General features: G+C 43.2%; 21 protein-coding genes. 8 read left to right on the top strand and 13 right to left on the bottom strand.

Features of this window, described 5'->3' with window-relative positions; genetic code table 11:
* Positions 1-17: 17 nt before the first annotated feature.
* Entirely contained in the window at positions 18-1,067 is a 1,050-nt protein-coding gene (locus Q0R52_RS01600) for a 3'-5' exonuclease (protein WP_295791438.1), read from the top strand.
* Between the two features lie 353 nt (positions 1,068-1,420).
* Here Q0R52_RS01600 and queG read toward each other — a convergent pair whose 3' ends face one another.
* Positions 1,421-2,359, bottom strand: a complete 939-nt coding sequence (gene queG, locus Q0R52_RS01605; RefSeq protein WP_295791440.1) for a tRNA epoxyqueuosine(34) reductase QueG — start codon at positions 2,357-2,359, stop codon at positions 1,421-1,423.
* Positions 2,360-2,481: 122 nt separating this feature from the next.
* Here queG and Q0R52_RS01610 point away from each other — a divergent pair, with 122 nt between their 5' ends.
* Positions 2,482-2,862 (top strand): STAS/SEC14 domain-containing protein, encoded by a 381-nt coding sequence (locus Q0R52_RS01610; protein ID WP_295791442.1) that lies wholly within the window; start codon positions 2,482-2,484, stop codon positions 2,860-2,862.
* A gap of 41 nt (positions 2,863-2,903) precedes the next feature.
* Here Q0R52_RS01610 and Q0R52_RS01615 read toward each other — a convergent pair whose 3' ends face one another.
* The 12 genes from Q0R52_RS01615 to Q0R52_RS01670 all read right to left on the bottom strand — a co-directional run bounded on the left by Q0R52_RS01615 (position 2,904) and on the right by Q0R52_RS01670 (position 19,016).
* Positions 2,904-3,383, bottom strand: a complete 480-nt coding sequence (locus tag Q0R52_RS01615) for a nuclear transport factor 2 family protein (RefSeq protein WP_295791444.1) — start codon at positions 3,381-3,383, stop codon at positions 2,904-2,906.
* A 93-nt stretch (positions 3,384-3,476) separates the two neighbouring features.
* On the bottom strand, positions 3,477-4,259 hold the full coding sequence (locus Q0R52_RS01620; protein ID WP_295791446.1) for a polysaccharide deacetylase family protein: 783 nt from the start codon (positions 4,257-4,259) through the stop codon (positions 3,477-3,479).
* A 221-nt stretch (positions 4,260-4,480) separates the two neighbouring features.
* Positions 4,481-4,885 (bottom strand): hypothetical protein, encoded by a 405-nt coding sequence (locus Q0R52_RS01625; protein WP_295791449.1) that lies wholly within the window; start codon positions 4,883-4,885, stop codon positions 4,481-4,483.
* 42 nt (positions 4,886-4,927) lie between these two features.
* Positions 4,928-6,016 (bottom strand): Gfo/Idh/MocA family oxidoreductase, encoded by a 1,089-nt coding sequence (locus tag Q0R52_RS01630; protein ID WP_295791451.1) that lies wholly within the window; start codon positions 6,014-6,016, stop codon positions 4,928-4,930.
* The gene (locus Q0R52_RS01635; protein ID WP_295791454.1) at positions 6,006-8,282 is read right to left on the bottom strand and encodes a GH92 family glycosyl hydrolase; all 2,277 of its coding nucleotides are present in this window, start codon (positions 8,280-8,282) and stop codon (positions 6,006-6,008) included. Before Q0R52_RS01635 ends, Q0R52_RS01630 begins: the two co-directional genes overlap by 11 nt.
* Positions 8,283-8,360: 78 nt before the next feature.
* Positions 8,361-9,860, bottom strand: a complete 1,500-nt coding sequence (locus Q0R52_RS01640; RefSeq protein WP_295791456.1) for a RagB/SusD family nutrient uptake outer membrane protein — start codon at positions 9,858-9,860, stop codon at positions 8,361-8,363.
* 23 nt (positions 9,861-9,883) lie between these two features.
* Complete coding sequence (locus Q0R52_RS01645; protein ID WP_295791457.1) at positions 9,884-13,285, bottom strand: TonB-dependent receptor; 3,402 nt, start codon at positions 13,283-13,285, stop codon at positions 9,884-9,886.
* A gap of 323 nt (positions 13,286-13,608) precedes the next feature.
* Entirely contained in the window at positions 13,609-14,757 is a 1,149-nt protein-coding gene (locus Q0R52_RS01650) for a FecR family protein (RefSeq protein WP_295791458.1), read from the bottom strand.
* A gap of 93 nt (positions 14,758-14,850) precedes the next feature.
* Positions 14,851-15,408: an RNA polymerase sigma-70 factor gene (locus Q0R52_RS01655; protein ID WP_295791459.1), complete on the bottom strand. Its 558-nt coding sequence runs from the start codon at positions 15,406-15,408 to the stop codon at positions 14,851-14,853.
* Positions 15,409-15,550: 142 nt separating this feature from the next.
* Positions 15,551-16,573, bottom strand: coding sequence for a Holliday junction branch migration DNA helicase RuvB (gene ruvB, locus Q0R52_RS01660; RefSeq protein WP_252791949.1), 1,023 nt, complete (start codon positions 16,571-16,573; stop codon positions 15,551-15,553).
* 108 nt (positions 16,574-16,681) lie between these two features.
* The gene (locus Q0R52_RS01665) at positions 16,682-17,413 is read right to left on the bottom strand and encodes a polyprenol monophosphomannose synthase (RefSeq protein WP_295791462.1); all 732 of its coding nucleotides are present in this window, start codon (positions 17,411-17,413) and stop codon (positions 16,682-16,684) included.
* Between the two features lie 115 nt (positions 17,414-17,528).
* Positions 17,529-19,016: an MFS transporter gene (locus Q0R52_RS01670; protein ID WP_295791464.1), complete on the bottom strand. Its 1,488-nt coding sequence runs from the start codon at positions 19,014-19,016 to the stop codon at positions 17,529-17,531.
* Positions 19,017-19,328: 312 nt separating this feature from the next.
* Between Q0R52_RS01670 and Q0R52_RS01675 the strand changes: the two genes are divergently transcribed.
* From Q0R52_RS01675 to trxB, 6 genes are all read left to right on the top strand, one after another.
* A complete protein-coding gene (locus tag Q0R52_RS01675; RefSeq protein ID WP_295791465.1) occupies positions 19,329-20,957 on the top strand; it encodes a carboxyl transferase domain-containing protein in 1,629 nt (542 codons plus the stop codon).
* A 69-nt stretch (positions 20,958-21,026) separates the two neighbouring features.
* Positions 21,027-21,461: a DUF3592 domain-containing protein gene (locus tag Q0R52_RS01680; protein WP_295791467.1), complete on the top strand. Its 435-nt coding sequence runs from the start codon at positions 21,027-21,029 to the stop codon at positions 21,459-21,461.
* Positions 21,462-21,598: 137 nt separating this feature from the next.
* Positions 21,599-22,777: a dipeptidase gene (locus Q0R52_RS01685; protein ID WP_295791469.1), complete on the top strand. Its 1,179-nt coding sequence runs from the start codon at positions 21,599-21,601 to the stop codon at positions 22,775-22,777.
* Positions 22,778-22,808: 31 nt separating this feature from the next.
* Positions 22,809-23,804: a hypothetical protein gene (locus tag Q0R52_RS01690; protein WP_295791471.1), complete on the top strand. Its 996-nt coding sequence runs from the start codon at positions 22,809-22,811 to the stop codon at positions 23,802-23,804.
* 54 nt (positions 23,805-23,858) lie between these two features.
* Entirely contained in the window at positions 23,859-24,809 is a 951-nt protein-coding gene (locus tag Q0R52_RS01695; RefSeq protein WP_295791472.1) for a hypothetical protein, read from the top strand.
* A gap of 82 nt (positions 24,810-24,891) precedes the next feature.
* On the top strand, positions 24,892-25,848 hold the full coding sequence (gene trxB / locus Q0R52_RS01700; protein WP_295791474.1) for a thioredoxin-disulfide reductase: 957 nt from the start codon (positions 24,892-24,894) through the stop codon (positions 25,846-25,848).
* The last annotated feature ends 77 nt before the right edge of the window (positions 25,849-25,925 follow it).

The raw sequence follows: 25,925 nt of genomic DNA on the forward strand, positions 1-25,925 counted from the left end.
TAATAGCTTTTTTAAAAATGAAATTAAACTTAAAACGCCCTCTTGCATTTTTCGACATCGAATCGACCGGAACAAATATCGGGGCAGACCGTATTGTCGAACTATCTGTTATCAAGTTAAATCCTGATGGCAGCGAGGAGGTGAAAACCTGGCGTGTAAACCCCGGTATGCCCATCCCGCTTGAATCATCGCTGGTACACGGCATTTATGATGAAGATATAAAAGACGAACCTCTTTTTAAGGACATAGCAGCACTTGTTGCCGAATTTATTGATGTAAGCGACCTTGCAGGGTACAACTCTAACAAGTTTGATATCCCCATGCTGATGGAGGAGTTTTTGCGTGCCGACGTTTTGTTTGATTTGGATAACCGTCATTTTGTGGATGTGCAGAACATATTTCACCAGATGGAGCAGCGCACCCTTAAAGCTGCTTACCAGTTTTACTGCGACAAACAGATAATAAACGCCCACTCTGCCGAGGCTGATACCCGTGCCACAATGGAAGTGCTACTGGCCCAGATAGCCAAATATGAAGGCGTAGAATGGGAAGATAAAAAAGGCGCCCGCAGCAAGCCTGTGGTAAATGATGTTGAAGCGCTGCATCATTTCACCAACCTAAACAAGCCAGTTGATTTTGCCGGCCGTATGGTTTACAACGAAAACGGTGAGGAAACTTTCAATTTCGGCAAGCATAAAGGCAAAACGGTGGAGGATGTATTGAAAATTGAGCCAAGCTATTATTCGTGGATGATGCAGGGCGATTTTCCGCTTTACACCAAACGCAAGCTGGAAGAGATACATAACCGCTGGAATGCCAAAAAGAATGCCGAACGCATTGCCAGGCAGCAACAGCAACAAACCGCACCAAAACCACAAGAGCCTGTAACTGAAATAAGGCCGGCCGAAAATCAACCGAAACGCGAGTTTCACAAACCCGACCATACCCGTACAAACAACTATCAAAAACCGGAAAATAAACCCTTTAAAAAGAAAGACGATGCTCCTGCTGTGCCGGTAAACGAGGATATGCTGAAGTTGCTCGCTGATAAGTTTAAGAAGGGGTAAGAAGTCCGGAAGTCGAAAATAGAGCTGAACAAGGGCCCAAACGTTAGTCGAAATAGATCCAGTACCGACCGATAAGCGTTCCACTTTTCACAACGGAACACCCGGAACGCTTTGGAACATGTTGGTTATCAGATATTTTACTTTTAGTTAAAGGGTAATCTTCTGATAATCAAATGTTACAATATTTACTGTTATGAGCATTGCTGTAATTTGCTTATAATCAATATATTACTGTTTTCTAATTAATTAAAATTACAGATGGAGCTGACCAGGGGGTAAGAATCTTTTTGATTGGTCTTATTTTCTACCGTTTCGCCGACACGTGAAAACATTGCATCATTGCTGGGTTCCCATCAATCGCTATTGCTCAAAAAAGAAATATTTCTTTTCAAACCGCTAAACTTTGTTCGCTTCACCGCTGAGTTTTTAAATACTTTCTGAAAAACGTCTTCGGTTATTTCCTCCCAGTCTTTTTTGTTTAATTGTAGCAAATCGGCGTGGGGAGCAAAGGATGGTTCAGTATTCAGTACAGAAAATTTGTTCCAGGGGCACACATCCTGGCAAACATCACAGCCAAACATCCAGTTATCCATTTTGCCGCTGAATTCTTTTGGGATTTCATTTTTTAGCTCGATGGTTAAATAGGATATACACCGGCTGCCGTCAACAATATAGGGCGCAACGATGGCTTCTGTCGGGCAGGCGTCGATACAGCGGGTACAGGTGCCGCAATGGTCGGAAGTAGGGGCAACATCATAGTCCAGTTCGATATCAACAATCAGTTCCGCTAAAAAAAAGAAGGAGCCAACCTTTTGATTGATCAGGTTTGTGTTTTTCCCAATCCAGCCCAAACCTGCTTTTTTTGCCCATGCCTTGTCAAGCACCGGCGCCGAATCAACAAAAGCCCGGCCGCCAACTTCACCAATTTTTTCGTTTATTGTTTCAAGCAACTGCTTTAGTTTTCCCTTTATTACATGATGGTAATCAGCGCCGTAAGCGTATTTTGATATTTTAGGGCCCGAGGCGTCTACCTGTGCATCTTCAGTATAATAATTAAGCCCTAAGGAAATAACCGACTTTGAACCATCCACCAGTAAACGAGGGTCCAGCCGTTTATCAAAATAGTTTTCCATGTATCGCATTTCGCCATGCATGTCTTTTTTTAGCCACGCTTCCAGTCGTGGTGCTTCTTCCTCCAGGAAATCAGCCTTAGCAATACCGCAAAATATAAAGCCAAGATTTTTGGCTTCATCTTTAATAAGTTGGCTATATGCTGACTTGTTTTGTTGCATCAGCCACAAAGATAATACAAAACAAAATTGAAATACGGCGGTTCATTTTAGTCGATATTTAACCTTTGTGATATTTTTTATCACAAATAAGAATGTTTTTTAATTGTGGTGTAGTTATTGATATGAAAAAAGTAGATATGCTTCAGCTGATAAACAATTTGCCGCCTCACGTTGCCGGACTGCACGCGTTTGCCGAAGTTACTGAAACGGACTATGAGGAAGCACTTATACCAATTATTGATGAGGTGCTTAAAACAAACCGTAAGATAAATTTTGTGCTGGTGCTCGAAACCGACATCAGGAATTTTGTATCAGGTGCATGGTGTGGTAATATTAAGATAGGATTTAAATATTTTTTTAAATGGGGCCGTGTGGCTTTGGTTACCGATCAGCAGGGTGTGCTGGGCTTCAGCGATCTTTTTAGGTACATCATTCCCGGCAAGTTTGAATATTTTCCGCTGGATGAGCTGGACAGGGCAATTAAGTGGGTGTCGTTAAAGTAAGCGGCAATATTGCTGCACTAAACAAAATCTAAGGGACGAAATTATTTTTGGTCAAAGAAGCCCACCTGTCGTAAAAATGCAAGCTGGTCGAAATAATCTGACTCCTTTACTATTTTGCCATTTTTTATTGCGAAGACAGCGCAGTAATTCAGCATATATTTCTTCCCCTTCATATACTCCGGGGTGCCGGCCTCCGGATTTGAAAGCGTGCCGCCCGAGGTATATTCAACCACCACATTATCACCTGCATTTATAACACTCAGCACTTTGTAAACCAAGTCCGGGGTCGACGAAAAATAGCGCGTATAGGCTTCTGTCACGCCTGCGGCGCCAATTTTTGCTCCTTCCCAGTTTGGTGATAACACTTGCGCATCGTCTGAATATCCCGCGGCTATGCTTTTTACATCATGTGCAATTAATGCTCTAAAATGGTCGTCAATTAACCGGGGTGTTTGAGCACTGGCGCGGGCACATGCAACAAGCAGGGCCAAAACCAATATTGATTTGATTGCTGTTTTCATGCATTAAATATACATACTGCGCTACAAAAAAGGCCCGGTTAACAATGCAAACCGGGCCTTTTTTTAAAAAATCCCCCTTTAGGGGGTAGGGGGCTAAAAACTGTGCCTTAAGCTATTGCTGAATGTTTTTGTAGTCCAGTAACCGCTATCCAATATACGACGAACGGTAAGCAGCGGATATTCCGCATCGCGTTTGTCGGCTAACTGAAATGCCAGTTTGAAGTGATATTTGTTTAGCTCTGGTAATACCGGTTTCTTCCAAACACCGAACGGAAAGGCGAAGTATTCGATCTTTTTGCCTGTGATTTCTTCAAGCTTCTGTGTAGGTTTTGTTATCTGTACATTCCAGTCGTCCTTTTTAGGATTCGGATCGTGTTTATACCTGTCAACACGGTGGTGGTCCCAGGTGTGGCTGGCTATCACGCTGCCCTCGTCCGAGAGCTGCTTAACCTGTTCTTTGGTCATGTAATGCGGGCGGCCAAGCGATACGGTCATGATAAAATAAACGCCTTTGAAGCCATATTTTTTCAGCTCAGGGCGAGCTATTGTAAACTGGTCTTCGTCGGTGTCATCAAAAGTAAGCATAACAGGCTTACTTGGCAACGGCGTGCCTTTTGTAAGGTAAGCGTATAACTGGTCGGGTAATATGGTATGATAACCGCTATCCGCCAGCATTTTAATATGGTCCTTAAATGATTGTACAGGTATAATATAATCTTTAGCTGTTTTTGAATCCTTCGGCCGCCAGTCGCGTATCTGGTGGTAGCAAATAACCGGAACCTGTTTGCGTGCCATTATAGCGGCTGCATTACCTTGAGCAGAAGCAGCGAAGCCTAATAAACACAGGCCCGCAGCACTAAAAAGTTGTTTTATCATAATATATTTTTCAGAGGTATTAAATATTCAAACCGGGGCAAAAGTAATATTTTTTTCTTTGAGTTAACGTTGGCGATTGGAGATTAGAGGCCAGAGATTAGGAAAAGTTTAAGCCAGTTGTGAATAATTTTAAATAAGGAACGAGCTTACCGGTCCGTCGTCACCCTCTGGTTCCTGCTTATTTTACGATCAAAGGTACTATGATATATCTGTTGGAAAGTTTATAACAACTTGTCATTTCTTGATATCATCGAATAAAAGCCTAATCCTAAAAGAATAAAAGTGGCTAAAATATATAACACAACCCGCAAATTTCCCTTTTTTACCGAGGCGGCAGTTTCCTTTTCGTAATTTTTGATGATATACTTGTACCGTTTGTTTTTTATAAAAAGTAAGCAGTTGATAATAATGCCAAAACTAAGAAACGATATTACCCATCGCAAAATGTCTCCAGGCGGTATGTTTACACCACCAAAACCATAAAACAGGCAACCGATGCTGATAAAATTGATCATTAACAACATCGAGAAAAAAAGCAAAGAAATTGGCACCGCTGCAATACCGTTCCCGACGGAAACCTGGAATCTGTAAAATCGGTAGTAGAAGTAATCCAGCTTTTCCCTCATTTACATCTGTTTTCCATTCTTTTCAAATCAGGTAGCATAAACTTACAATACTATCCGCTTACCTTCCTTTATCGATCGCTTTGCCGCATCCAGTATCTCCATCACTATCATATTGTATTTTAATGACGAACGGTCATCATCTGCGGTAATAGTTTTATTTAAAAATGCATGGAAGTAGGTGGTAGCATCGTCATTTGGGGCTATTAGTTTAGGTACATCTCTAACGCTCCGGGTATTTTCGCGCATGCGCATTACCAGGTTGTCGCGGTCAACCGCATGTAAATAGCCGGTATTGCCAAATACCTCCATATCCTTAATACCGAATGGCCAGTTCCATGATGCTTCTATTTGCCCGGTGGCAGTGGGGTATTCAACAATGATGGTGGCATCGTCTTCAACTTTTGGATAAGTGCCCGGTTTATAATGACGGGCAATTGCCGTTACAGCAATTGGTTTCTGGCCGTGCATTAGCCAGGTCATCAGGTCGGCACCGTAGCAGCCAAAATCGTTTAATGCACCCGCACCATTCAGAACAGGGTCGGTTAGCCAGGCCAAAAACTCGGGGCTGCAGCCTATTTCTTTGGGTCCCTGGTGCCCGTCGTGTACTACCATTTTATGGATAGCGCCGATGCTGTCTTTATTAATAATATCATAAGCCGCCTGTAACGATGGGTGCCAGGTGGTTTCGTAATTGGTTAAAACCGTTGTATGGTATTTATTGGCAAGCGCTTCCATGCGTTTAGCCTGTTCAAGCGTGGCAGCCAATGGTTTTTCAACCATAACCGGGATACCCATGGGGGCACACACCTCAACTACATCAACATGGTTGCCTACCGCGTTATAGCCCAGCACTATTGCTGGTTTGCGTTTGGCTACCATAGTTTTCAAATCTTCGAAAAATATGGAATCCGGTACATGAAACTGCTTGCCGTACTTTTCCCACAAATGTTTGTTGGGTTCGGCTATGCCTACCAGGTTGATGCGGCCTTTTGCGTAATCGTTTAAAATGCCATAAATATGGTCGTGATTTAAGCCGGCAATACCAACTTTTGGTCCTTGCACCTGGGCATGCACGTTCAAGGCCAAACCGCAGATTATTGCAGTTAAGAAGGTTGAAATTCTATTTTTCATTTGACAAAGAATAAGGAACATCGCTTGCTTTAACACCACGTTGCTTATTTGGCGTTGCCGACATGTTGTAATTAATAACACCGCCCTGCAATAACGCTTTATGACTTAGCCAATTCAAATCATAAGGCTTGCCATTTACGTTCATGGAGTTGATATACAGGTTGCTATCGCTGTTGTTTGGCGCATTGATAACTACTTTTTTACCATTCTCAAAGCTAATAGTCAGCTTTTTAAACAATGGTGCGCCAAGCACGTACTGATCTACCGACGGGCAAACCGGGTAAAATCCCATTGCCGAAAATACATACCATGCCGAAGTTTGGCCATTGTCTTCATCACCGCAATAACCGTCAGGAGTGGCTTTGTATAACTTATTCATTACATCGCGCACATGGTATTGGGTTTTCCATGGTTCGCCGGCATAATTGTAAAGGTAAAGCATGTGCTGTATGGGTTGGTTACCGTGTGCATATTGCCCCATGTTTACAATCTGCATTTCGCGAATTTCGTGGATTACCTCGCCGTAATAACTATCGTCAAAAATTGGCGGTAGTATAAATACTGAATCTAACTTGGCCACAAACTGTTTCCTGCCGCCCATCAGGTTCACAAGCCCTTGTATATCGTGAAATACACCCCAGCTATAGTGCCAGCTGTTACCCTCGGTAAAAGCATCGCCCCATTTAAAAGGATTAAAAGGCGTCTCCCACGAGCCGTCCTGGTTTTTGCCGCGCATTAAACCGGTTGATGGGTCGAAAAGGTTTTTATAGTTCATGCTGCGTTTTTTGAAGATATCAATCTCAGCGGCAGGTTTGTTTAATGCTTTGCCCAATTGGTAAATGGCAAAATCGTCGTAAGCATATTCCAGCGTACGTGCAGCGTTTTCGTTTATTTTAACATCATAAGGCACATATCCCAATTTGTTATAATATGCAACACCTGTGCGGCCTGTTCCTGCCGGGCCTTCACCGTTGGCGCCGTGCACCAACGCTTCATATAGCGTATTTATATCGTAGCCTTTGCCGCCTTTTATATAAGCATCAGAAACTACCGAAGCAGAGTTGTTACCGATCATTACGTCTGAATATCCGGGGCTGCTCCACTCAGGCAGCCAGCCGCCTTCTTTATAGTCGTTAACAAGGCCTGCTTGCATCTCTTTATTAATGGATGGGTAAACCAGGTTAAGGAAAGGATATAACGCCCTGAAGGTATCCCAAAAGCCCGTGCCGGCAAACATATAACCCGGCATGGTTTTCCCGGTGTATGGGCTGTAGTGAATTATTTGATTATTCGCGTCAACCTCGTAAAGCTTGTTCGGGAAGAATAGCATGCGGTAAAGGCATGAGTAAAAGGTACGGGTTTGATCAACCGAGCCGCCTTCAACGGTTAAGCGGCTTAAAGTTTTATTCCAAACATCTTTTGCTTTTTGCTCGGTAACGTTAAAGCTATCCGTTCCCTGTTCTCTTTTCAGGTTGATTTCGGCCTGTTCAATGCTTACGAAAGAAGACGACACCCGTAAGTGTACCTTTTCTCCGTGGGCAGTCTTGAAGCCAATTGCTGCCATAACGTGTTTGGCATGCAGTTCCAGCGAGTCGGTCGCGGTGCTGTCGCTGTAGGTTTTTGCAAAGGTTATGGGCTTATCTACATAAATAACAAAATAGTTTTTAAAGTTTTTAAGCGGACCGCGGGCGTATTTAGTTGAATAACCGACAATTTTCCGCTCGCCGGGAATAACTTTGATATACGAACCTTTATCAAATGCGTCAATTACCACATACGAGCTGTCGTTTTTGGGGTAGGTAAACTGAAATTGCGCGGTGCGTTCGGTAGGGGTTAGTTCCGCCAATATATCATGGTCGGCAAGGTAAACGCTGTAATAGTATGGCTTCGCGACCTCGGCCTTATGCGAAAACCAGCTGGCACGACCATTTTGAGATACCTTTAAATGCCCGGTTACCGGCATAACGGCAAACTGCCCGTAATCATTCATCCAGGGCGATGGCTGGTGGGTTTGTTTAAAGCCGTTTATTTTATGTGCGTCATAGGTGTATTGCCAGCCGTCGCCCATTTTGCCTGTTTGCGGCGTCCAGAAGTTCATGCCCCAGGGTAAAGCAATGGCTGGATAGGTATTCCCGTTTGATAAATCGTACTTTGAATCGGTGCCCATCAAAGGGTTAATGTAATCAACAAGTGAGGACTGTTTACCTGTTTGTGCGGACGCGAAAACAGGGAGCAACAGCGATAGTGCTAAAAGGATTTTTTTCATCAATAGTCAGTCAAATAAATTATCCTGTAAATATAAAAGACCGATTGGATAACCGGTCTTTTATATTGATTATTTTACTTACCAACCCGTGTTTTGGGTGAGTTTTTTATTGGTACTTATTTCGCGTTGCGGAACCGGCCATAAAAGGTATTGCTGCTTCATGGTTACCCCTTGCTCGTTGGCTGTGCTAAAGGCATCGCCGAACGTATTATTAGCTACGTTATATACCATGTGCGTACGCTGTATATCAAAATAAGCCTTATTCTCATAGGCAAGTTCATGATAGCGTTCTCTCCAGATAGCCTCGCGGAACTGGTCTTTTGACAAGCCGCTTAGCGGTGCAAGGTGTGCACGGGTTCTTATCGCGTTAACCTGCGCATAAGCATCAGCCGTTGGGCCGTTTACTTCGTTGCTGGCTTCTGCGTATATCAGCATGGCCTCAGGTAAACGTAAAAAGGTCCAGTTTTCGTCGCAAATACCATTGCCCGTAGCACTTTCTACGTGAAAGAACTTATATAGGCAATGCTCCCCGAAAACAATTGTTTTACTGGGATCGCCAAACTGCGGATAGCTCGAAAAATAAAACTGGCGTTCCTGTGCGCGTAAGTCGCCCGCCTCGTAGCTGGCAAAAAAGCCATTGGTTGGAATCATAGCTCCCAGGTGGTCGCCATATGCGCCTACTGGTAAGTTAAACGGCACGGTAAGCTGGGTAATGGCATTAGTAGCCACACCAACCAAATACTGACCCTGGAAAATCAATTCACCCTGGTTTTTGTGGGTATTGTCATGCAAAAAGGCATAATCGGTAAATAGGGTATAAGTACCGTCCAGAACCTTTTGAGCCTCAGCCGCAGCCAGCGCGTAATTTGCAGTCTTTTGCATAGGGAAACCCGCTGTGGTAAGATACACGCTGGCCAACAAGGTTCGTACCGCCCCTAATGATACCCTGCCAGCTGGATCGCTTGCCGGCAAACCTGATGCCTCAGCTGCCAGCAGGTCGCTTATAACCTGGTCGTATACTTGTTTGTAGTCTGTGCGGGTTGGGTACAAATCAGGACTGTCAACCGTAACGGATTTTGTTATCAATGGCACATCGCCATAAAGCCTTACCAGGTGATAGTAAAAGAACGCCCTTAGAAAATATACCTCACCCAGCAGTTTCTTTTTCGTGACGTCATCCATTGTCACATTTGGAATCTGCTCTAAAGCGAGGTTGGCATTGGCTATAGCGTTATAGCTGTTTTTCCAAACGTCTTCAAATCCAGGATTAACCGCATCGGTACGTTGGTTAATTACGTTGCCGTTGTTAACGCTCTGGCCCAATGATGTTGCGTGTCCTGAAAATAGCTCAAGCGTAATAAATGGCGCTTCGCCATAGGCATCGCCGTTTTGAAAAAGATGCAGCTGTGGGTATATCCCGTTTACAAATGTTTGTGCCTGTGCGGGTGTTTTAAAGTAGTTGGTTTTCACAAAGTTGCTGTTATCCTTTTCATCAAGGTATTTTTTGCAACTGCTCGCCGTGAACATCAGGATCAGTATTAAACTTCCAACCCCGTATTTTTTTATATTAAATTTCATGATGTTTCAATTTTAAAGTCTAATTAAAAACTGGCATTTATCCCAAGCAGGTACGTGTGTGGCTTCGGATAATCATAAAAAAGTATTCCCTGTGTAAAGTTGCTCGAACCGTTGTAGGTTGATGTTTCAGGGTCGTAGCCGGTATACTTGGTTATCAGGAACAGGTTTTGTGCCTGTGCATAGATCCTTAGCCTGCTCATTTTTAGCTTTGAAACTACTGAGCTGGGGAAGTTATAACCAAGCGTTACTGTTTTTCCACGTATAAACGAGCCATTTTCAACCTTGGTTGAATATATTTCGGTTTGATACCTTACAAAAGCAGGCCTGTCTTCGGCAATACTTGTATTCTGGTTGGTTGGTGTCCATGCGTTAAGTACGGTTGCATAGCTATTTGCCTGTCCGGTCCTGTCCTGGCCCGAGTGCCTGGTCAGGTTCATTACCTGGTTGCCATAGTTAAACTGGAGTTCGGCCGCAAAATCGAAGTTTTTATAACGAAAGGTGTTTGTGAAAGTACCATAGCCGTCTGGTGTCGATTTACCCAGTACTGTTTTGTCATCTGCAGTTACTTTTCCATCACCATTTTTGTCCCATATTTTCAGGTCACCTGGCAGCAGGCCGTATTTGGCGGCTTCGGTTGCTTCAGCTGTTCCCCAGGTTCCTAAAACCTTGTAGCCCCAAAAGGTACCTGCCGGTAATCCAACGCGCATCAGGTTAAATTGCGATAGAAATGTAGGGTCAAGAAAGATGTCGTCGTTACTGGCGCCAAGGTTTAATATTTTATTCTTCAGGAATGAGATATTGAAACTTGAGTTCCAGCTAAAGTTTTCCGATTTGATGTTAACAGTATTTAGAGTAAGCTCTATTCCTTTGTTTTCAATACTGCCTATGTTCTTAAATACATTGGTAAATCCGCTGGTTTCGGGCAATGGTGCATTAAGTAATAGTGCTTTTGTCTTTTTTAAATATGCATCGGCTTCAACAGTTACCCGGTTATTAAACAAACCAAACGATACGCCGAAGTCGTACTCAGCGGTTTTTTCCCATTGCAGGTTATCGTTACCTATACTTGTTAAATTGGTGCCGATAGACTGGGCGCCACCAAAGGGATAGTTGTTGGTGTTAATATTGGCAAGCGAGCGGTATTCACCAATTTCGGAGTTACCGGTAAGACCATAGCTAAGCCTTAATTTTAAGTCGGATATGGTTTTGTTATCTTTCAAAAAATCCTCCTGCGATACGCGCCACGCTACAGCTGCCGAAGGGAAGAAACCATATTTTGTTTTCGAACCGAACCTTGATGAACCATCTTCGCGACCGGTTAATGTTAGCAGGTATTTATCATTATAAGTGTAGTTCAACCTGCCGAAAAATGATTGCATTTGCCATGCATCATAATTTGATGTTGGTATACCCGGTATAGAACCTGCGCCAAGGTTATAATATGAATAATAATTGTCTGACAGGCCTTGTGTTGAGCCGTATGAACTTAACTGGCTGAAGTTTTGGCGTTCATAACCCGCTACAACATTCAACGAATGAACTTTGTTAAACTTTTTGTTGTAGGTCAGATAATTTTGCCATTGCCAGAAAACATTATTGTATTGGTTGATCGATGCCGAACTATAGCTTTGGTTGATGGTTGAACCGCCAACCAACCCGGTCTGCGAGTGCGGATCGGTATTACTCGAGTTGGTAACACCGATGGTTGTGCGGAAATCGAGTCCCGGGAAGAAATTTATATTGGCATAGCCATTACCGCTAAAAACACGTCTGTAATGCAATGATACAACTTCGTTAGCCTGGGCTACCGGGTTATCGCCGCCTTCCATGTTAGGGTAGTCGGTACGTTTTGCATAACTGCCATCAGGGTAACGGATCGGGAATATTGACGGCATTTCCACCAACATACGCGGGATATTGTTGCCGCCGGTGCCATCGTCCTGAGTGCGGGTTTCGCGATAGTCGTAATTTAACGTGGCGCCAACTTTTAACCATGGTTTTACCTGGTTGTCTAAAGTTAGCCGTGCATTATAGCGTTTTTGGTAGCTGTTGATGATAATCCCCTCGTCATCGCCGTAATTTAAAAACAGGCCATAGTTCATTTTTTCATTTCCGTCGGTAAACGACAGGTTGTGGTTTTGACTGAATGCATGGCGTGTTGTAGCGTCCTGCCAGTCGGTATTGTACAGTGGGTTCAAATTACTGTCGAATAATTTACCGATAAGCGCTGTGCGGATCTTTACGGGATCATCGTCGGCATATTTACCAGCAGCCCAGCCGGTGGGGTCGTATTTTTTAATGTTGGCGTACGATATGTCTTCAACCTGTAAAAACTGTTTTGAGTCCAAAACTTTCAATTTTCGGGCTAAAACACCTACACTGGCATAAGCATCGTAATTAACAGTTCCGCCTTTTGTTTTGGTACCGCGTTTTGTGGTTACTAAAATAACCCCGTTAGCACCACGTGTGCCGTAAATAGCAGTCGATGACGCGTCTTTCAATACATCGATAGATGCCACGTCGTTAGGATTGATCGATGCACCACCCTCAGTCCAAACCACGCCGTCAACAACGTATAACGGGTCGGTGTTTGAGTTGATGGAGCTGTAACCACGAATACGTATTTTGGTTGCGCCACCGGGTGCACCTGAGTTGGTTGATACATTTACACCGGCAATTTTACCTGCCAGTTCTTGTTCAAGATTTATAGCAGGGCGTTCCTGTAGTTGTTTTTCACTAACGCTCCCCACAGCTCCGGTAAGGTCAACACGTTTTGATGTGCCGTAGCCAACTACCACTACTTCGCTTAACGATCTTTGGCTTTCAACCAGTTTTACATCAACTGTTTCGCGGTTACTTATGGCAATTTCCTGCGTATTATAGCCTACAAAGCTGAAAACAAGGGTTGCGCCGCCGTCAATATCGTTTAAAACGTATTTGCCGTTTACATCGGTTATAGTGCCTATGGTAGTGCCTTTTATCTTCACATTAACGCCGGGCAACGGGCCTTTGGCGTCGGTTACCGTACCTTGTACCTTTTGGGCGATTTCAATTACGGGTTTCGATTCGTCCTTAGCCTTCACAACAATAGTTTGCTGGAATATGCGGTAGGTTAGTGGCTGGTTTTTAAAACAAAGGTTCAACGCTTCTTCAATCGAAATGTTGGTTACATCGATGTTTACTTTTGATGTTTTGGCCACAGCGTCTTCATCATAAAAATAGTTGTAGCCGCTTTGTTTTTTTATCAGCTTCAGTATTTTATCAATAGATACATTGTTCTGGTGAATGCTTACACTTTGGCTGTATGTTCTAGCGCTTACATTTAAAAGGGCTGCAAATATGAAAACTGCAGTTAGCTTCATAGCTAATAGAATTTTGAACAGGCGGCGCCGTTTTAAAGGCCCCACCATAAAATTAAATTTCATAGTTTTGTATGTTTGGGTTAAAAACTTAATATTTCAATTTCGCGATTGTGGATAGGAGGTAACCCGGACATTGACCCGGGTAAGCGCGCCAACGCTTCCCGGATTTTTTTCGCCAGTATTTTATGTTGCCATAAAAACATTACCTCAAGCTTCAGGGGGCCCTTAGTATTGGTTTTCTCATTAGGAGTTTATTTTATATGGTTAAACAATTGGTTGATTTACACATAAATATGCCGCCGCCATTGGCAGCAACATTAAGTTTTTGCCAGGCAGGTAAACCCGGCAATATTGTTTTTCAATAGTATATAATGGTCCGCAATAAATCAGGAGGTAACCACAATGGTTTTACCTGCTATTTTAAAATTTATACCGGTGTATTTTAACATCTTCAATAATTCAGACAGGTTTACGCTGCGCGATATGCTGCCTGTAAACCGCCGTTTTGGGATCTCGCCCTCATACTTAATATCAACATCATACCATCGCGCAGCCTCACGCATTATCGATGGTATTTCGGCCTTTTCGAACTGGAAATTGCCGGTCGTCCATGCTAACACGTTATCTGTGTCAACTGTATTTATGCTGATTTTATTATTAAATAAGCTTGATTGCTGCTCTGGTTTAAGAATGGCAGATTGCGCGTCTGCAGAAATTTTTACACTTCCCTCGATAAGTGTAGTTTTAATTGCGCTTTCGTCGGTATAGGCATTTATGTTGAAGTGGGTTCCTAAAACTTCCACCATTTGCCTGCCTGTTACAACCTTAAAAGGCTTGTTTTTGTTTTTAGCTATTTCAAAGTAGGCTTCGCCTGTTATAGTAACTTTCCTTTCGGTTTTTGAAAATGCGGCCGGGAAGGTTATTGACGATGCAGAGTTAAGCCAAACTTTGCTGCCATCGCTTAATACCACCTGGAACTGGCCACCCCTTGGAGTGGTTATAGTATTAAATATGGCCGATGAATCGACTCCTTTTACGTCAGACGCTTCGTAAATTATGCGACCGTTTTTGTCTTTTTTAAGCACGGTTTGCCCCTGGCTGGCCAGCACGCCGTTTTTTACATCACTTAAATTTATTTTACTGCCGTTGGCAAGGGTTAAAATTGCCTTGTTTCCGCCCGGGCCGGCATCATTTTTTGAAGGTTTTTGTTGCTGTGTTAAAACGTTTGATTTAACTGCCCGATGGGTGTGTGCGTAATAGTACATAAAACATCCGCCAAACAAGAACACGGCCGCCGCGTAGCGCAGCCACAGAGGTATTATTTTCGTGACGTGGCTGTTACTTTTTTTTATTTCGCGGCTTATTTTATTTAATATCCGCTGTTTTAACGCCTCGTCATTTTCTGCAAAAGTTGCTGGAATTTCAATGGGCTTGTCCTGGCCGGCATTATACCACGCGGCAAACTCTGCCTGTTCGGCAGGTGTTATGGTGTTATTGAGCCACTTTTTTGCTAATTCGTGGTAGCGGTTTTCCATTCAGGAGGTATTGGTTAGTAATAGGTACCTTAACCAGCACCAATCCCTTAGTGTAGTAGAAAATATTTTTTAATATTTTTTGATGGATGGGCTTTACAACAAAAAACTGCTTAACCGTGTACGCAAAGTCTTAAGTGCTTTTCCCAAATGCGCTTCAACGGTTTTTTCGGAAATGCCAAGTTCTGTGGCAATTTGTTTTTGCGAGAAGCCCGATTCGCGGCTGAGGCGATAAACCAAACGGCATTTTTCGGGCAGTTCAGCAACAAATGTGACCAGTCGGCCTCTCAACTCTTCAAAGTCGAGCCATTGTTGCGTGGTGTCGTCAGTTAGGCTGGCAATCTGTTGTGTATAGTCCGAGTATTTTTGCTGATGACCGCGCTTTGCCAATACCTTAATAACCCTGTATTTAACAGACACAGCAAGATACGGCCCTAATGTGTTTATGGTGTCGAGTTCAGTCCGCCTTTTCCATAGTGAAACAAATATGTCCTGCACTATTTCTTCGGCTTCATCCAGGTCGCTTATTTTGTTGGCAGCCACGGTAAATAATTTTGTCCAGTACCTGTTATAAATTTCGGTAAAAGCAAGCTCATCGCCGTTTTGCAGCAGACCGGTAAGTTCCTTATCATCCAGAATAGTATAATTGTACATATTAAAAATAAAAGGCTAATCTATTTTAATATTGGCTGCAGATAAAAACACGACGATTAAGGATAAGCTTTGACTTATCCCGTTATGAATAATATTTTCACCAGGCATAACGGTTTATAAATTCAAATGTAGTAACTATTGGTTAAAACAGCGAAGGATTTCCGCCAGTTTTTATTTTCCCAAGATGTTTGTAGGCATTTTCGGTAACCTCTCGACCGCGGGCAGTGCGCATCAAAAAGCCCTCTTGTATTAAAAATGGCTCGTAAACTTCTTCAATAGTGCCCTCATCTTCGCCAACAGCGGTGGCAATGGTTTTTAGACCCACAGGGCCGCCTTTAAATTTATCGATAATGGTGTTGAGTATTTTGTTGTCCATTTCGTCAAGCCCATGCTCATCAACGTTTAACGCATTCAGGGCATATTTTGCAATGGCGGTATCAATATTGCCATCGCCTTTTATCTGGGCAAAATCGCGTGTACGGCGGAGCAGTGCGTTGGCGATACGTGGAGTACCACGGCTGCGGCGCGCAATTTCATAAGCGCCTTCGTCGCTGATCGGCGTTTTTAATATAGATGAAGAGCGCAATACAATTGTGGTTAATAATTTTGCATCGTAATATTCAAGTCGCGAGTTTATTCCAAACCTGGCCCTTAGCGGCGCAGTAAGCAGGCCGGAGCGTGTAGTAGCGCCAATGAGCGTAAAAGGGTTAAGCGATATTTGCACCGAGCGCGCGTTTGGCCCGCTCTCCAACATAATATCTATCTTAAAATCCTCCATCGCCGAGTACAAATATTCTTCAACCAGGGGACTTAGCCTGTGTATTTCGTCAATAAACAAAATATCGCCCGTTTCGAGGTTGGTGAGCAGGCCGGCAAGATCGCCGGGTTTGTCAAGTACCGGGCCCGAAGTTATTTTTATACCCACGCCCATCTCGTTGGCAATAATGTAGGAGAGTGTAGTTTTGCCCAATCCCGGGGGGCCATGCAGCAACACGTGGTCAAGCGCTTCGCCACGCTGCCGGGCAGCCTGAACAAATACTTTTAGGTTTGCTAATATTTTATGCTGACCGGTAAAGTCCTCAAATGCCTGTGGCCGTAAAACTTTTTCAATATCACGTTCGGCAGGTGAAAGGCGTTCACGGTCGGGATCTAAATTTTCATTCATTGCCAACGAAATTAGTATTTTTTTGGGAGATATGAGATGTGAGATTTGAGATTTGAGATATGAGAGGAAGACATCGAATGCGTTACAAATTTTATCTCACGTCTCAAATCATCCCTCCGGGTACTTTCTGAAAATGGAGTTTATCTTCATTTGAATCACCCCAAAAAAGGCTTCTCTGAAAATGCTGGTCGACATTTTTGATGTGCCGGCTGTGCGGTCTGTGAATATTATTGGAACTTCCACCAGTTTAAAGCCATGCTTAATGGTGGTATATTTCATTTCGATCTGGAAAGCATAGCCCACAAACTTTACTTTGTTTAGCTCGATGGTTTCTAAAACCTTCCGTTTATAGCACATAAAACCTGCTGTGGCGTCGCGTACGTCGATGCCGGTAATAAACCTAACGTATACCGAAGCGAAATAACTCATCAGTACACGGCTCATAGGCCAGTTAACTACGTTTACCCCGTTAATATAGCGCGAGCCAATTACGGCATCAGCTCCCTCAATACATGCATCGCGCAGTTTCAACAAATCGTCGGGGTTGTGCGAAAAGTCGGCATCCATCTCAAAAATATAGTCATACTGGTGCGCTATCGACCATTTAAAGCCATGTATATAAGCAGTGCCCAAGCCTTGTTTGCCGGCCCGCTCTTCTAAAAACAATTTCTCGGGATATTCAAGCTGTAGTTGCTTAACTATATTTTGCGTGCCGTCGGGTGATCCATCGTCAATAATAAGAATATGGAAATCATGCTGAAGGGAAAAAACCTTCCGAATCATGCGTTCGATGTTTTCTTTTTCGTTATACGTGGGAATGATTACTATACTGTCAGGCACTTGCAAAAATATCAGGGTAGTGAGTCGGCAAAAATAATTGATTTTAAACGGCTTTGAAAATAAAAAAGCAGTTAAGTATAAATGCCTAACTGCTTTTTTTGTTAAATAATGTTATTTATAAATTTTGAGTGTCTGCAAGTACCTGGTTATCAATATACGGATCGGTTATATAATTGCGCTCCTTAAGCCGCGGCGAAACAAACATGAATACTATTATAAATACGCTGATAAAAGCCACAAAGAACCATTCGTAGTTAGCACCTTTAAGGTTTTTGGCCCACCATCCGCCATCTTCAATAAGACCGTTAACAAGGGCGGTAATAAGATTGCCAAACGATACTACCAGGAACCAGATGCCGGTCATCGTGCTCTTCATTGATTTTGGCGAATGTGTATAAGCATACTCAAGTCCGGTGATAGATACCAATACTTCGGCTGCTGAAAGTATCATGAACGCCAGCACCTCCCAAAATATTGATGGCTTTTCGCCTTGTTCTATACCATTATGGATAAAAGCGATAACAATAAATGATAAAACCGTTAATACCAGTCCCGTACCAAGCCTGCGTAGTGGGGTGGTTTTTAATCCGATCTTATCAAACCACGGATACACTACATAGTTAAACAGCGGAATGAATAGTAGCAGGAATACAGTATTCACTGTAGACAATTGGCCCGGAAAAACGGTTATCTTAGTGAACCCAAGGTTAATAACACGATTCATTTTCTCGGCGTACAGCGTCCATTCAGACAAACACTGATCCCAAACAGCCCAAAATGCGAGCGCGAAAAAGAACACTGACATAACCCGGTAAACTGCCTTAACACCTTCAACGCGTTCGGGGTCGTACGGACCTTTGGCAACATCGAGCATAGATTGCCCTGGTTTTCGTTGGCTCAAATGAGTTAACGCGTACCAGGTTATAAACACAAGGTTATTACGGTTAACACCCTGCGGAGGGACTTTTACATACATTTTGCGGCCCGAAAAAAATATGATGGTAGCCAGAGCCATCAGGATACCGGGAACACCGAAAGCCCACTTAGGGCCAAAATGATCATAAGTCCATGGAATGGCAAGAGTTGAAATTGTAGAGCCGGCATTGATACTGAAATAGAACCAGCCGTAAACTTTTGATAGTAAATCCTGGTTGGTAGCATCAAATTGATCGCCAACATTAGCTGATACGCACGACTTAATACCGCCTGCGCCAATTGCGACCACAAGCAAACCCAGTTCAAAACCACCAAGGCCGCCATCTAACATCGCCAGCATTAAATGCCCTACACAGTAAACCATCGATACATATAAAATAAGCTTGTATTTGCCGGTGAACCAGTCGGCCACCATGCCGCCTACAAACGGTAAAGCATAGGCCACCATTACAAATAAGTGGTGTAACTTATTGGCATGTGCATTTGCCTGGTCTGTTAACGCCGCATTGTCGGTAGGGTTAAAAAAATGTTGTACCAGAAACAGCGAGAGTATTGAACGCATTCCATAAAAGCTGAAACGCTCGGCGGCTTCGTTACCGATAATAAATGGGACTGCTTTAGGGAACCTTGATTTTTTGGGAGGGGTTACAGTAGCGCTATCTTGCATTAATTTGAAAGTTAAAAATTTTACTAAAGTAATACAATTCCCGTAAATCAAAATTTAATACTGAAAGTGTTACAAATAATGCGTGTGTATTTTGTACGCTATGCTTTTTTTAAACTATTAAATGGAATGGAAATTGCAGACGGTTATGGGGGCCGCTAATATTTTGAAGCTCGTTTTTGTACAGATTACCTGATTGGTTTTTTCTCTGCGGCAATATTACGGGACAATTTTAATTATATTTTTTAGCAACTGTTTAGTATTTGCCCCAAATTTTTAGCCAACTTTACCCACGGATAATTCCGAAAAACCTTTATGGACATCGATTTTAACAAGAATGAAGATATAAACAAACAGCTTGTTTATGAGTTGAAAACCCGTCTTAAAAAAGTTCACCAGGGCGGGGGCGAAAAGGCTGCTGCCAAACAAAAGGAAAAAGGCAAAATGCTGGCCCGCGAACGCGTAGCCTACCTTATAGATAAAGATAAACCGTGGCTCGAAATGGGCGCTTTAGTAGCCGAGGGTATGTACGCCGAACATGGCGGTTGCCCGTCGGGTGGAGTTGTGTGTGGCATTGGGTATGTATCAGGCAGGCAATGCGTTGTGGTAGCCAACGATGCTACGGTTAAGGCAGGGGCCTGGTTCCCGATAACGGCCAAGAAAAATTTGCGTGCGCAGGAAATTGCGATGGAGAACAGGCTGCCAATTATTTACCTGGTTGATTCGGCAGGGGTTTATTTGCCTTTGCAAGATGAGATTTTTCCAGACAAAGAACATTTCGGGCGTATATTCCGCAACAACGCGATAATGAGCAGCACGGGTATTATCCAAATTGCGGCAATTATGGGTTCGTGTGTGGCCGGTGGGGCTTATCTGCCAATCATGAGCGATGAAGCGATGATTGTGGAAGGCACTGGCTCGGTATTTTTGGCGGGCTCGTACCTGGTAAAATCGGCGATCGGCGAGGATGTGGATAACGAAACGCTGGGTGGTGCCACGACACAGTGCGAAATTTCGGGCGTTACGGACTATAAACACCCTAATGATAAAGCCTGTTTAGATTCCATTCGCAATATTATGAGCATGACCGGAGATTTTGTAAAGGCCGGTTTCGACAGGATAAAAGCAGCGGCTCCGAAGTTTGATCCGAAGGATATTTATGGCATATTACCAATAAGCCGTGAAGCTGCTTATGATATGAACGAGATTATATTGCGCCTGTTGGATAATTCGGAATTTGAAGAATATAAGGCGGGCTACGGGCAGTCGATTGTTTGCGGCCTTGGCCGCATTGATGGCTGGGCGGTAGGTATAGTGGCCAACCAGCGCAAGGTAATCAAATCAAAAAAAGGCGAGATGCAGTTTGGCGGGGTAATTTATTCCGACTCGGCCGATAAAGCCACCCGCTTTATCATGAATTGCAACCAAAAGAAAATCCCGCTGGTTTTTTTGCAGGATGTTACCGGCTTTATGGTTGGCAGTCGTGCCGAACATGGCGGTATTATAAAAGATGGCGCCAAAATGGTAAATGCAGTGGCAAATTCGGTGGTGCCGAAGTTTACCATTGTTATAGGCAATTCGTATGGCGCAGGCAACTACGCCATGTGTGGCAAGGCTTACGATCCCCGTTTGATTTATGCCTGGCCGACAGCCAAAATTGCGGTAATGGGTGGCGGTTCTGCGGCAAAAACACTGGTTCAGATACAGGCGGCCGGCCTGAAAGCAAAAGGCGAAGAAGTAAACCAGGAGCGGGAAGACCAGTTATTAAAAGAAACCACCGACCGCTACAACGCGCAAACCACTCCCTATTATGCCGCCGCGCGGCTTTGGGTTGATGGAATTATCGACCCGCTGGAAACCCGGAAGGTAATATCAATGGGAATTGAGGCTGCAAATCATGCACCAATAGAAAAGGCGTTTAATGTGGGGATAATACAAACGTAGATTAATTTGAAGATGTGTTGATTTGAAAATATACACCAATATTCATTTTTAACCCCAAAAACCTATTTAATGAATGTAAATTACGATGAACTGATAATGCTCGCCGGCGGGGCGTTTGTGATGGTATTTGGCATCGGTAAGTTAAACGAACGCAAGAAAATATTGGCCAAAGGTGTAAAGGTAGAGGGCGTCGTTTTCGACATTGAAAAAAATTGGGATATGGATGCTGGGGATACTTCGACGAGTACGCAATACTACCCGGTAATTCGATATGTAACTGCAGAAAAGGAATGGGTAACAAAGAAGTATGAAGTGACTGGTGGCTTAAACTTATATAAAGTAGGCGATAAAGTTACGGTAGTTTACGACCCTGACGAAATTGAGCATTTTATAATTGATGATGGTAAAACAAAATGGCTTGGGCCGCTTTTTATAGTAGTGGGAATAGCGCTGATACTTGGCACATGTATTTATTTTTTTATTAATCAATATCCGAAATTGTAGACGGCCAACGGATTGCCAGCCCTAGACACGAAGTGTCGCATCCTTAATAATTTCGGTAAATCCCCATTTATCTCAAAAAATCCTGCATATATTAGTTCAAACAAAATTCGTGTCATCAATTTAATCTGCTCACAACTGTGATAAAAAAACTCATACTTCCCCTGCTGCTGTTATCAACTGTAATTGTTTCGGCCCAATCCCCGATGGAAATCCATCAAAAAGCCATCTTGATTGATACCCATAACGATATCCTCTCCAATATATTAATTACCAAACAGGATGTTGGCAAGCTGCAAAATACCGGTAATTTCGATTTGGTGCGGGCCAAACAAGGCGGATTGGACGGGCAGATTTTTTCGATATGGTGCGGCGAAGAATATGGAACAGGCAAAGCTTTTGCCATGGCTAACCGCGAAATCGACTCGTTGTATGCTTTGATTGCCCGTTATCCCGATAAAATTACACTTGTACACAATTCAAAAGAATTGCAAAAGGCAGTTAAGCAACAAAAAATGGCTGCCATGATTGGCGTTGAGGGCGGGCACATGATAGAGGACAGGATGGACTACATAGACAGCCTTGCCAAACGCGGAATGAACTACCTGACACTAACCTGGAACAACAGCACGTCGTGGGCTACATCTGCACGTGATGAGGTCACCAAAAAAGATTCATTAAAACACCCGGGACTTACCGATTACGGTAAGCAAATAGTAAAACACCTGAATGAGCTTGGTGTAATGGTTGATGTATCACATGTTGGCGAACGTACTTTTTACGACGTGATTGCCACCAGCACCAAGCCGGTTATTGCGTCACACAGCTGTGCTTACGCGCTTGATCCGAACAGGCGAAATATGAAGGATGACCAGCTTAAAGCACTTGCCAAAAACGGCGGGGTGATATGTCTTAATTTTTACAGTGGATTTGTGGACAGCACGTATTCGCCGAAAGTGGCTGCGTTTTTACATCAACATAAAAAAGAACTGGACTCGCTTACCCAGGTTTACCACGACGGCGACCTGGCCAATATTCGCCTGAATGCGATTTACCGCAGCGAAAGCGACAAAATTCGTCCGCCGTTAAGCCTGTTGATTAAACACATCGATTATATTGTGAAATTGATAGGTGTCGATCATGTTGGTATCGGCTCAGACTTTGATGGCGCCGAGTCATACCCGCTCGGCTTGGATAGCGTAGCAGATTATCCGAAAATTACCGAAGAGCTGCTTAAACTGGGCTATAGTGAAAAAGATATCGATAAAATATTGGGTGGTAATGTTTTAAGGGTGTTTAAAGCAAATACGGGGAAATAGTTATATTTCAAAATATGATGTTTTGCGGTGTATGATTAAATTTTTACTATCGGTTTTACTTTTAATTTTTTTCTCTGCGGCTGTATTTTCGCAACAAGCCCACACTATTTATATCACCGGCGATGGCGTAAAAACGACCGATCCCGATGTGGCTGATTCTTACCTTATGTTCCAGCAAATGCCAAATGACTCAATATGGTTTGTACGGCAGTTTGCGATGAACAATATGATAATGACTTCAGGATATTACAAAGACGAGCAGATGACTATACCGCACGGCAAGTTTGATTACTACAAATTTGTAAGAGCTTATAAAGCTTATAGGTTTGATTTTGGCAAACGAAAGTATGATACAATTGAGCACGCCGATACAAATTTTCGGGTTCTTTCAGGTAACTATGTCTACGGAAAACGACAGGGTAATTGGGAACGCTATAATGAACGGGGTAAATTGATAAGCACATCTCATTTTCAAAATGATATTATGGAAGGCCTTTACCGGGAGTTTAACCCCGATAAAGGTATTTTAACATTCCAGGGTATTATGGCTAATAATGAAAAGGTAGGCAACTGGAATTACTTTTCACCGGGCGGCGATATCTTAGGCACCGAGATTTACAAAAACGGGAGGTTTGTTAAGTTTAAATCGCATTTAAACGATAAACAATTTAAGATAAAAAACGGGACGCCCGACTATGACGTTCCTGGCTATCTTACCCAGGTATTGTCTCAGAAAAAATTTAATTACGCGGGTAGGCACAGTGCTGTATATTATTTCCGCTTACAAAAGGACGGGCATTTGTCGGAGCCAAACATGCTCCGGGAATCGAAACTTGAAATAGATGTCGCCGTTATTGATGCACTATTGAACGCCCCCGTTTGGGAATCGGCGATACATGAAAAGGAGCCTGTTGAAGCACATGTTACCATAAGTTTGGTTTTTAGGGTTGATGACGATAAAAAGATACATGTTGATTTCTATTCAAACAATTCGGATGAACAGATAAATTTGTATCCGGTGCTATAAGGGAGAAAAGGGTACAGTGTTGGTTTGACAATCTGAATGATTACTATGATTCAAATGAAATACTATTTTTTACTGCTTATCGCAACAATGTTTTTCGCATCGGCGCTTGGCCAGATTAGCAAAATTTATGTTGCCAGGGACGGTAAATTCACCGTGTATCCCAAGCATGCCATTTCGTACGATTTGATTCAAAAAATCTCGGATACGGAATTTGTTGCCCGGACTTACGACATGAAGGATACTATCCTGATGGAAGGGACTTATAAAGACGAATCACTATCCATTCCCAATGGAAAGTTTAGCTACTACTTGAACAAAAAGGTGGACACCGTATTAAATGGTATTTCGCATTTTGAAACCGCAAATTTCGTTTTCCGCGTAGGGTATTATTTAAACGGGATAAAAACGGGCATGTGGATTGAAAACTGGAAACGTGGAGTTAAAAGATATTCGTTTGTTTTTAAGGGGGATAAGCTTAACGGTCGTTATCGAAAATATGATTACTATTACAATAACTATGTGGTAGAAGAGGGTAATTACGTTGACGATAAAAAGGATGGGGAATGGAATATGTTTAGTTTTGATACCCTTAATGCCCCGATAAAAACGCAGGTGTTCGCGAAAAACAAATTGATTAAAACGGTTAATCATATGAAGAATTTGGGACTGCCTAAAAATTTCGCGGAAGAATTTCGGGAGGTACTGATGCCAAATTGGGAACGGCCCGGCATATTCCAGGTACAATTTGTAATAAATAACGAGGGAAAAATAGTCAACCCCGAAGTGTTAAAGTCTTATTCTGCCGAAATAGACAAGGTGGCCTTAGCATACATGTCCGGGCTCGAAAAAGTTACACCTCAAATTTATGATGGGATTCCGCTCGCAAGAGTTTACATGATAGAAGCAAAACCCCCGAAAGACGAGCCCAAAAGCAGGGCCATACGATTTGAACTATATCACCTGCGCAACAACGTGCCCGTTAGTGAATTGGAAGTTGGGCCATAAGGCAGCCTTTTAACTTTTACCGCCTACTGACTAATAAAACCCTATTTTTGCGTAAATTTGTACTTCAATTTTAAAAATAAAAATGTCTGCTGATATTGAACATGTAAAATGCCTTATAATAGGCTCGGGTCCTGCGGGATATACGGCTGCTATTTATGCTTCGCGTGCCGATTTAAAACCTGTAATGTATACTGGTTTGCTTGCGGGCGGCCAGCTTACACAAACTACGGATGTTGAAAATTACCCCGGTTACCCACACGGGATTATGGGCCCGGAAATGATGGAGAATTTCCGCCAGCAGGCTGAAAGGCTTGGCACCGACATTCGGTTTGGTTATGTGAGCTCGGTTGATTTTAGCAGCCTGCCGCACAAAGTGGTGGTTGATGAAAGGAAGACCATTACCGCGGATACCGTTATAATATCTACCGGCGCGTCGGCTAAATGGCTTGGGCTGGATTCTGAACAAAAATATAGCGGCTTTGGCGTTTCGGCATGTGCTACCTGCGACGGGTTCTTTTTTAAAGGTGAAGAGGTGGCCATAGTAGGCGCTGGTGATACTGCGGCCGAGGAAGCAACCTACCTTGCCAAGTTATGTAAAAAGGTAACCATGATAGTTAGGCGTAACGAGTTCCGTGCATCAAAAGCGATGATGCACCGCGTTTTAAATACACCAAACATCGAAATATTATATAACACCGAAACCAAAGAGATAATGGGCGATGGCCAAAGTGTTACAGGTGTAACGGTTATAAATAATGTAACCAACGAGGAAACAACTATCCCGGTTGCAGGCTTTTTTGTGGCGATAGGTCATCACCCTAATACCGAAATATTTAAAGGCTGGATACACATGGACGAAACCGGCTACATCAAAACGACGCCCGGTTCAACTACCACCAATATTGAAGGTGTGTTTTGCTGTGGCGATGCCCAGGACCATATTTACCGCCAGGCTGTAACTGCCGCCGGTAGTGGCTGTATGGCAGCTATCGACGCCGAGCGTTACCTGGCAGCAAAAGAGCATGTTGTAACAGCGTGATTTGGAGATTAGTTGATTAGAGACCAGAGATTAGGCGGAGAACTTTTGAACCCGAAAAATCAGCCAATCCAACGTGT

It is taken from the genome of Mucilaginibacter sp., assembly GCF_025359345.1.
Classification (GTDB): Bacteria; Bacteroidota; Bacteroidia; order Sphingobacteriales; family Sphingobacteriaceae; genus Mucilaginibacter.

Excerpts from the sequence above, each read along its gene's own strand:
- Q0R52_RS01670 (WP_295791464.1), bottom strand. The coding sequence starts at position 19,016 with ATGCAAGATAGCGCTACTGTAACCCCTCCCAAAAAATCAAGGTTCCCT.
- Q0R52_RS01600 (WP_295791438.1), top strand. The coding sequence starts at position 18 with ATGAAATTAAACTTAAAACGCCCTCTTGCATTTTTCGACATCGAATCG.
- ruvB (WP_252791949.1), bottom strand. The coding sequence starts at position 16,573 with ATGAATGAAAATTTAGATCCCGACCGTGAACGCCTTTCACCTGCCGAA.
- trxB (WP_295791474.1), top strand. The coding sequence starts at position 24,892 with ATGTCTGCTGATATTGAACATGTAAAATGCCTTATAATAGGCTCGGGT.
- Q0R52_RS01695 (WP_295791472.1), top strand. The coding sequence starts at position 23,859 with ATGAAATACTATTTTTTACTGCTTATCGCAACAATGTTTTTCGCATCG.
- Q0R52_RS01615 (WP_295791444.1), bottom strand. The coding sequence starts at position 3,383 with ATGAAAACAGCAATCAAATCAATATTGGTTTTGGCCCTGCTTGTTGCA.
- Q0R52_RS01645 (WP_295791457.1), bottom strand. The coding sequence starts at position 13,285 with ATGAAATTTAATTTTATGGTGGGGCCTTTAAAACGGCGCCGCCTGTTC.
- Q0R52_RS01655 (WP_295791459.1), bottom strand. The coding sequence starts at position 15,408 with ATGTACAATTATACTATTCTGGATGATAAGGAACTTACCGGTCTGCTG.
- Q0R52_RS01690 (WP_295791471.1), top strand. The coding sequence starts at position 22,809 with ATGATTAAATTTTTACTATCGGTTTTACTTTTAATTTTTTTCTCTGCG.
- Q0R52_RS01675 (WP_295791465.1), top strand. The coding sequence starts at position 19,329 with ATGGACATCGATTTTAACAAGAATGAAGATATAAACAAACAGCTTGTT.
- Q0R52_RS01680 (WP_295791467.1), top strand. The coding sequence starts at position 21,027 with ATGAATGTAAATTACGATGAACTGATAATGCTCGCCGGCGGGGCGTTT.
- Q0R52_RS01620 (WP_295791446.1), bottom strand. The coding sequence starts at position 4,259 with ATGATAAAACAACTTTTTAGTGCTGCGGGCCTGTGTTTATTAGGCTTC.
- Q0R52_RS01640 (WP_295791456.1), bottom strand. The coding sequence starts at position 9,860 with ATGAAATTTAATATAAAAAAATACGGGGTTGGAAGTTTAATACTGATC.
- Q0R52_RS01625 (WP_295791449.1), bottom strand. The coding sequence starts at position 4,885 with ATGAGGGAAAAGCTGGATTACTTCTACTACCGATTTTACAGATTCCAG.
- Q0R52_RS01650 (WP_295791458.1), bottom strand. The coding sequence starts at position 14,757 with ATGGAAAACCGCTACCACGAATTAGCAAAAAAGTGGCTCAATAACACC.
- queG (WP_295791440.1), bottom strand. The coding sequence starts at position 2,359 with ATGCAACAAAACAAGTCAGCATATAGCCAACTTATTAAAGATGAAGCC.
- Q0R52_RS01630 (WP_295791451.1), bottom strand. The coding sequence starts at position 6,016 with ATGAAAAATAGAATTTCAACCTTCTTAACTGCAATAATCTGCGGTTTG.
- Q0R52_RS01610 (WP_295791442.1), top strand. The coding sequence starts at position 2,482 with ATGAAAAAAGTAGATATGCTTCAGCTGATAAACAATTTGCCGCCTCAC.
- Q0R52_RS01635 (WP_295791454.1), bottom strand. The coding sequence starts at position 8,282 with ATGAAAAAAATCCTTTTAGCACTATCGCTGTTGCTCCCTGTTTTCGCG.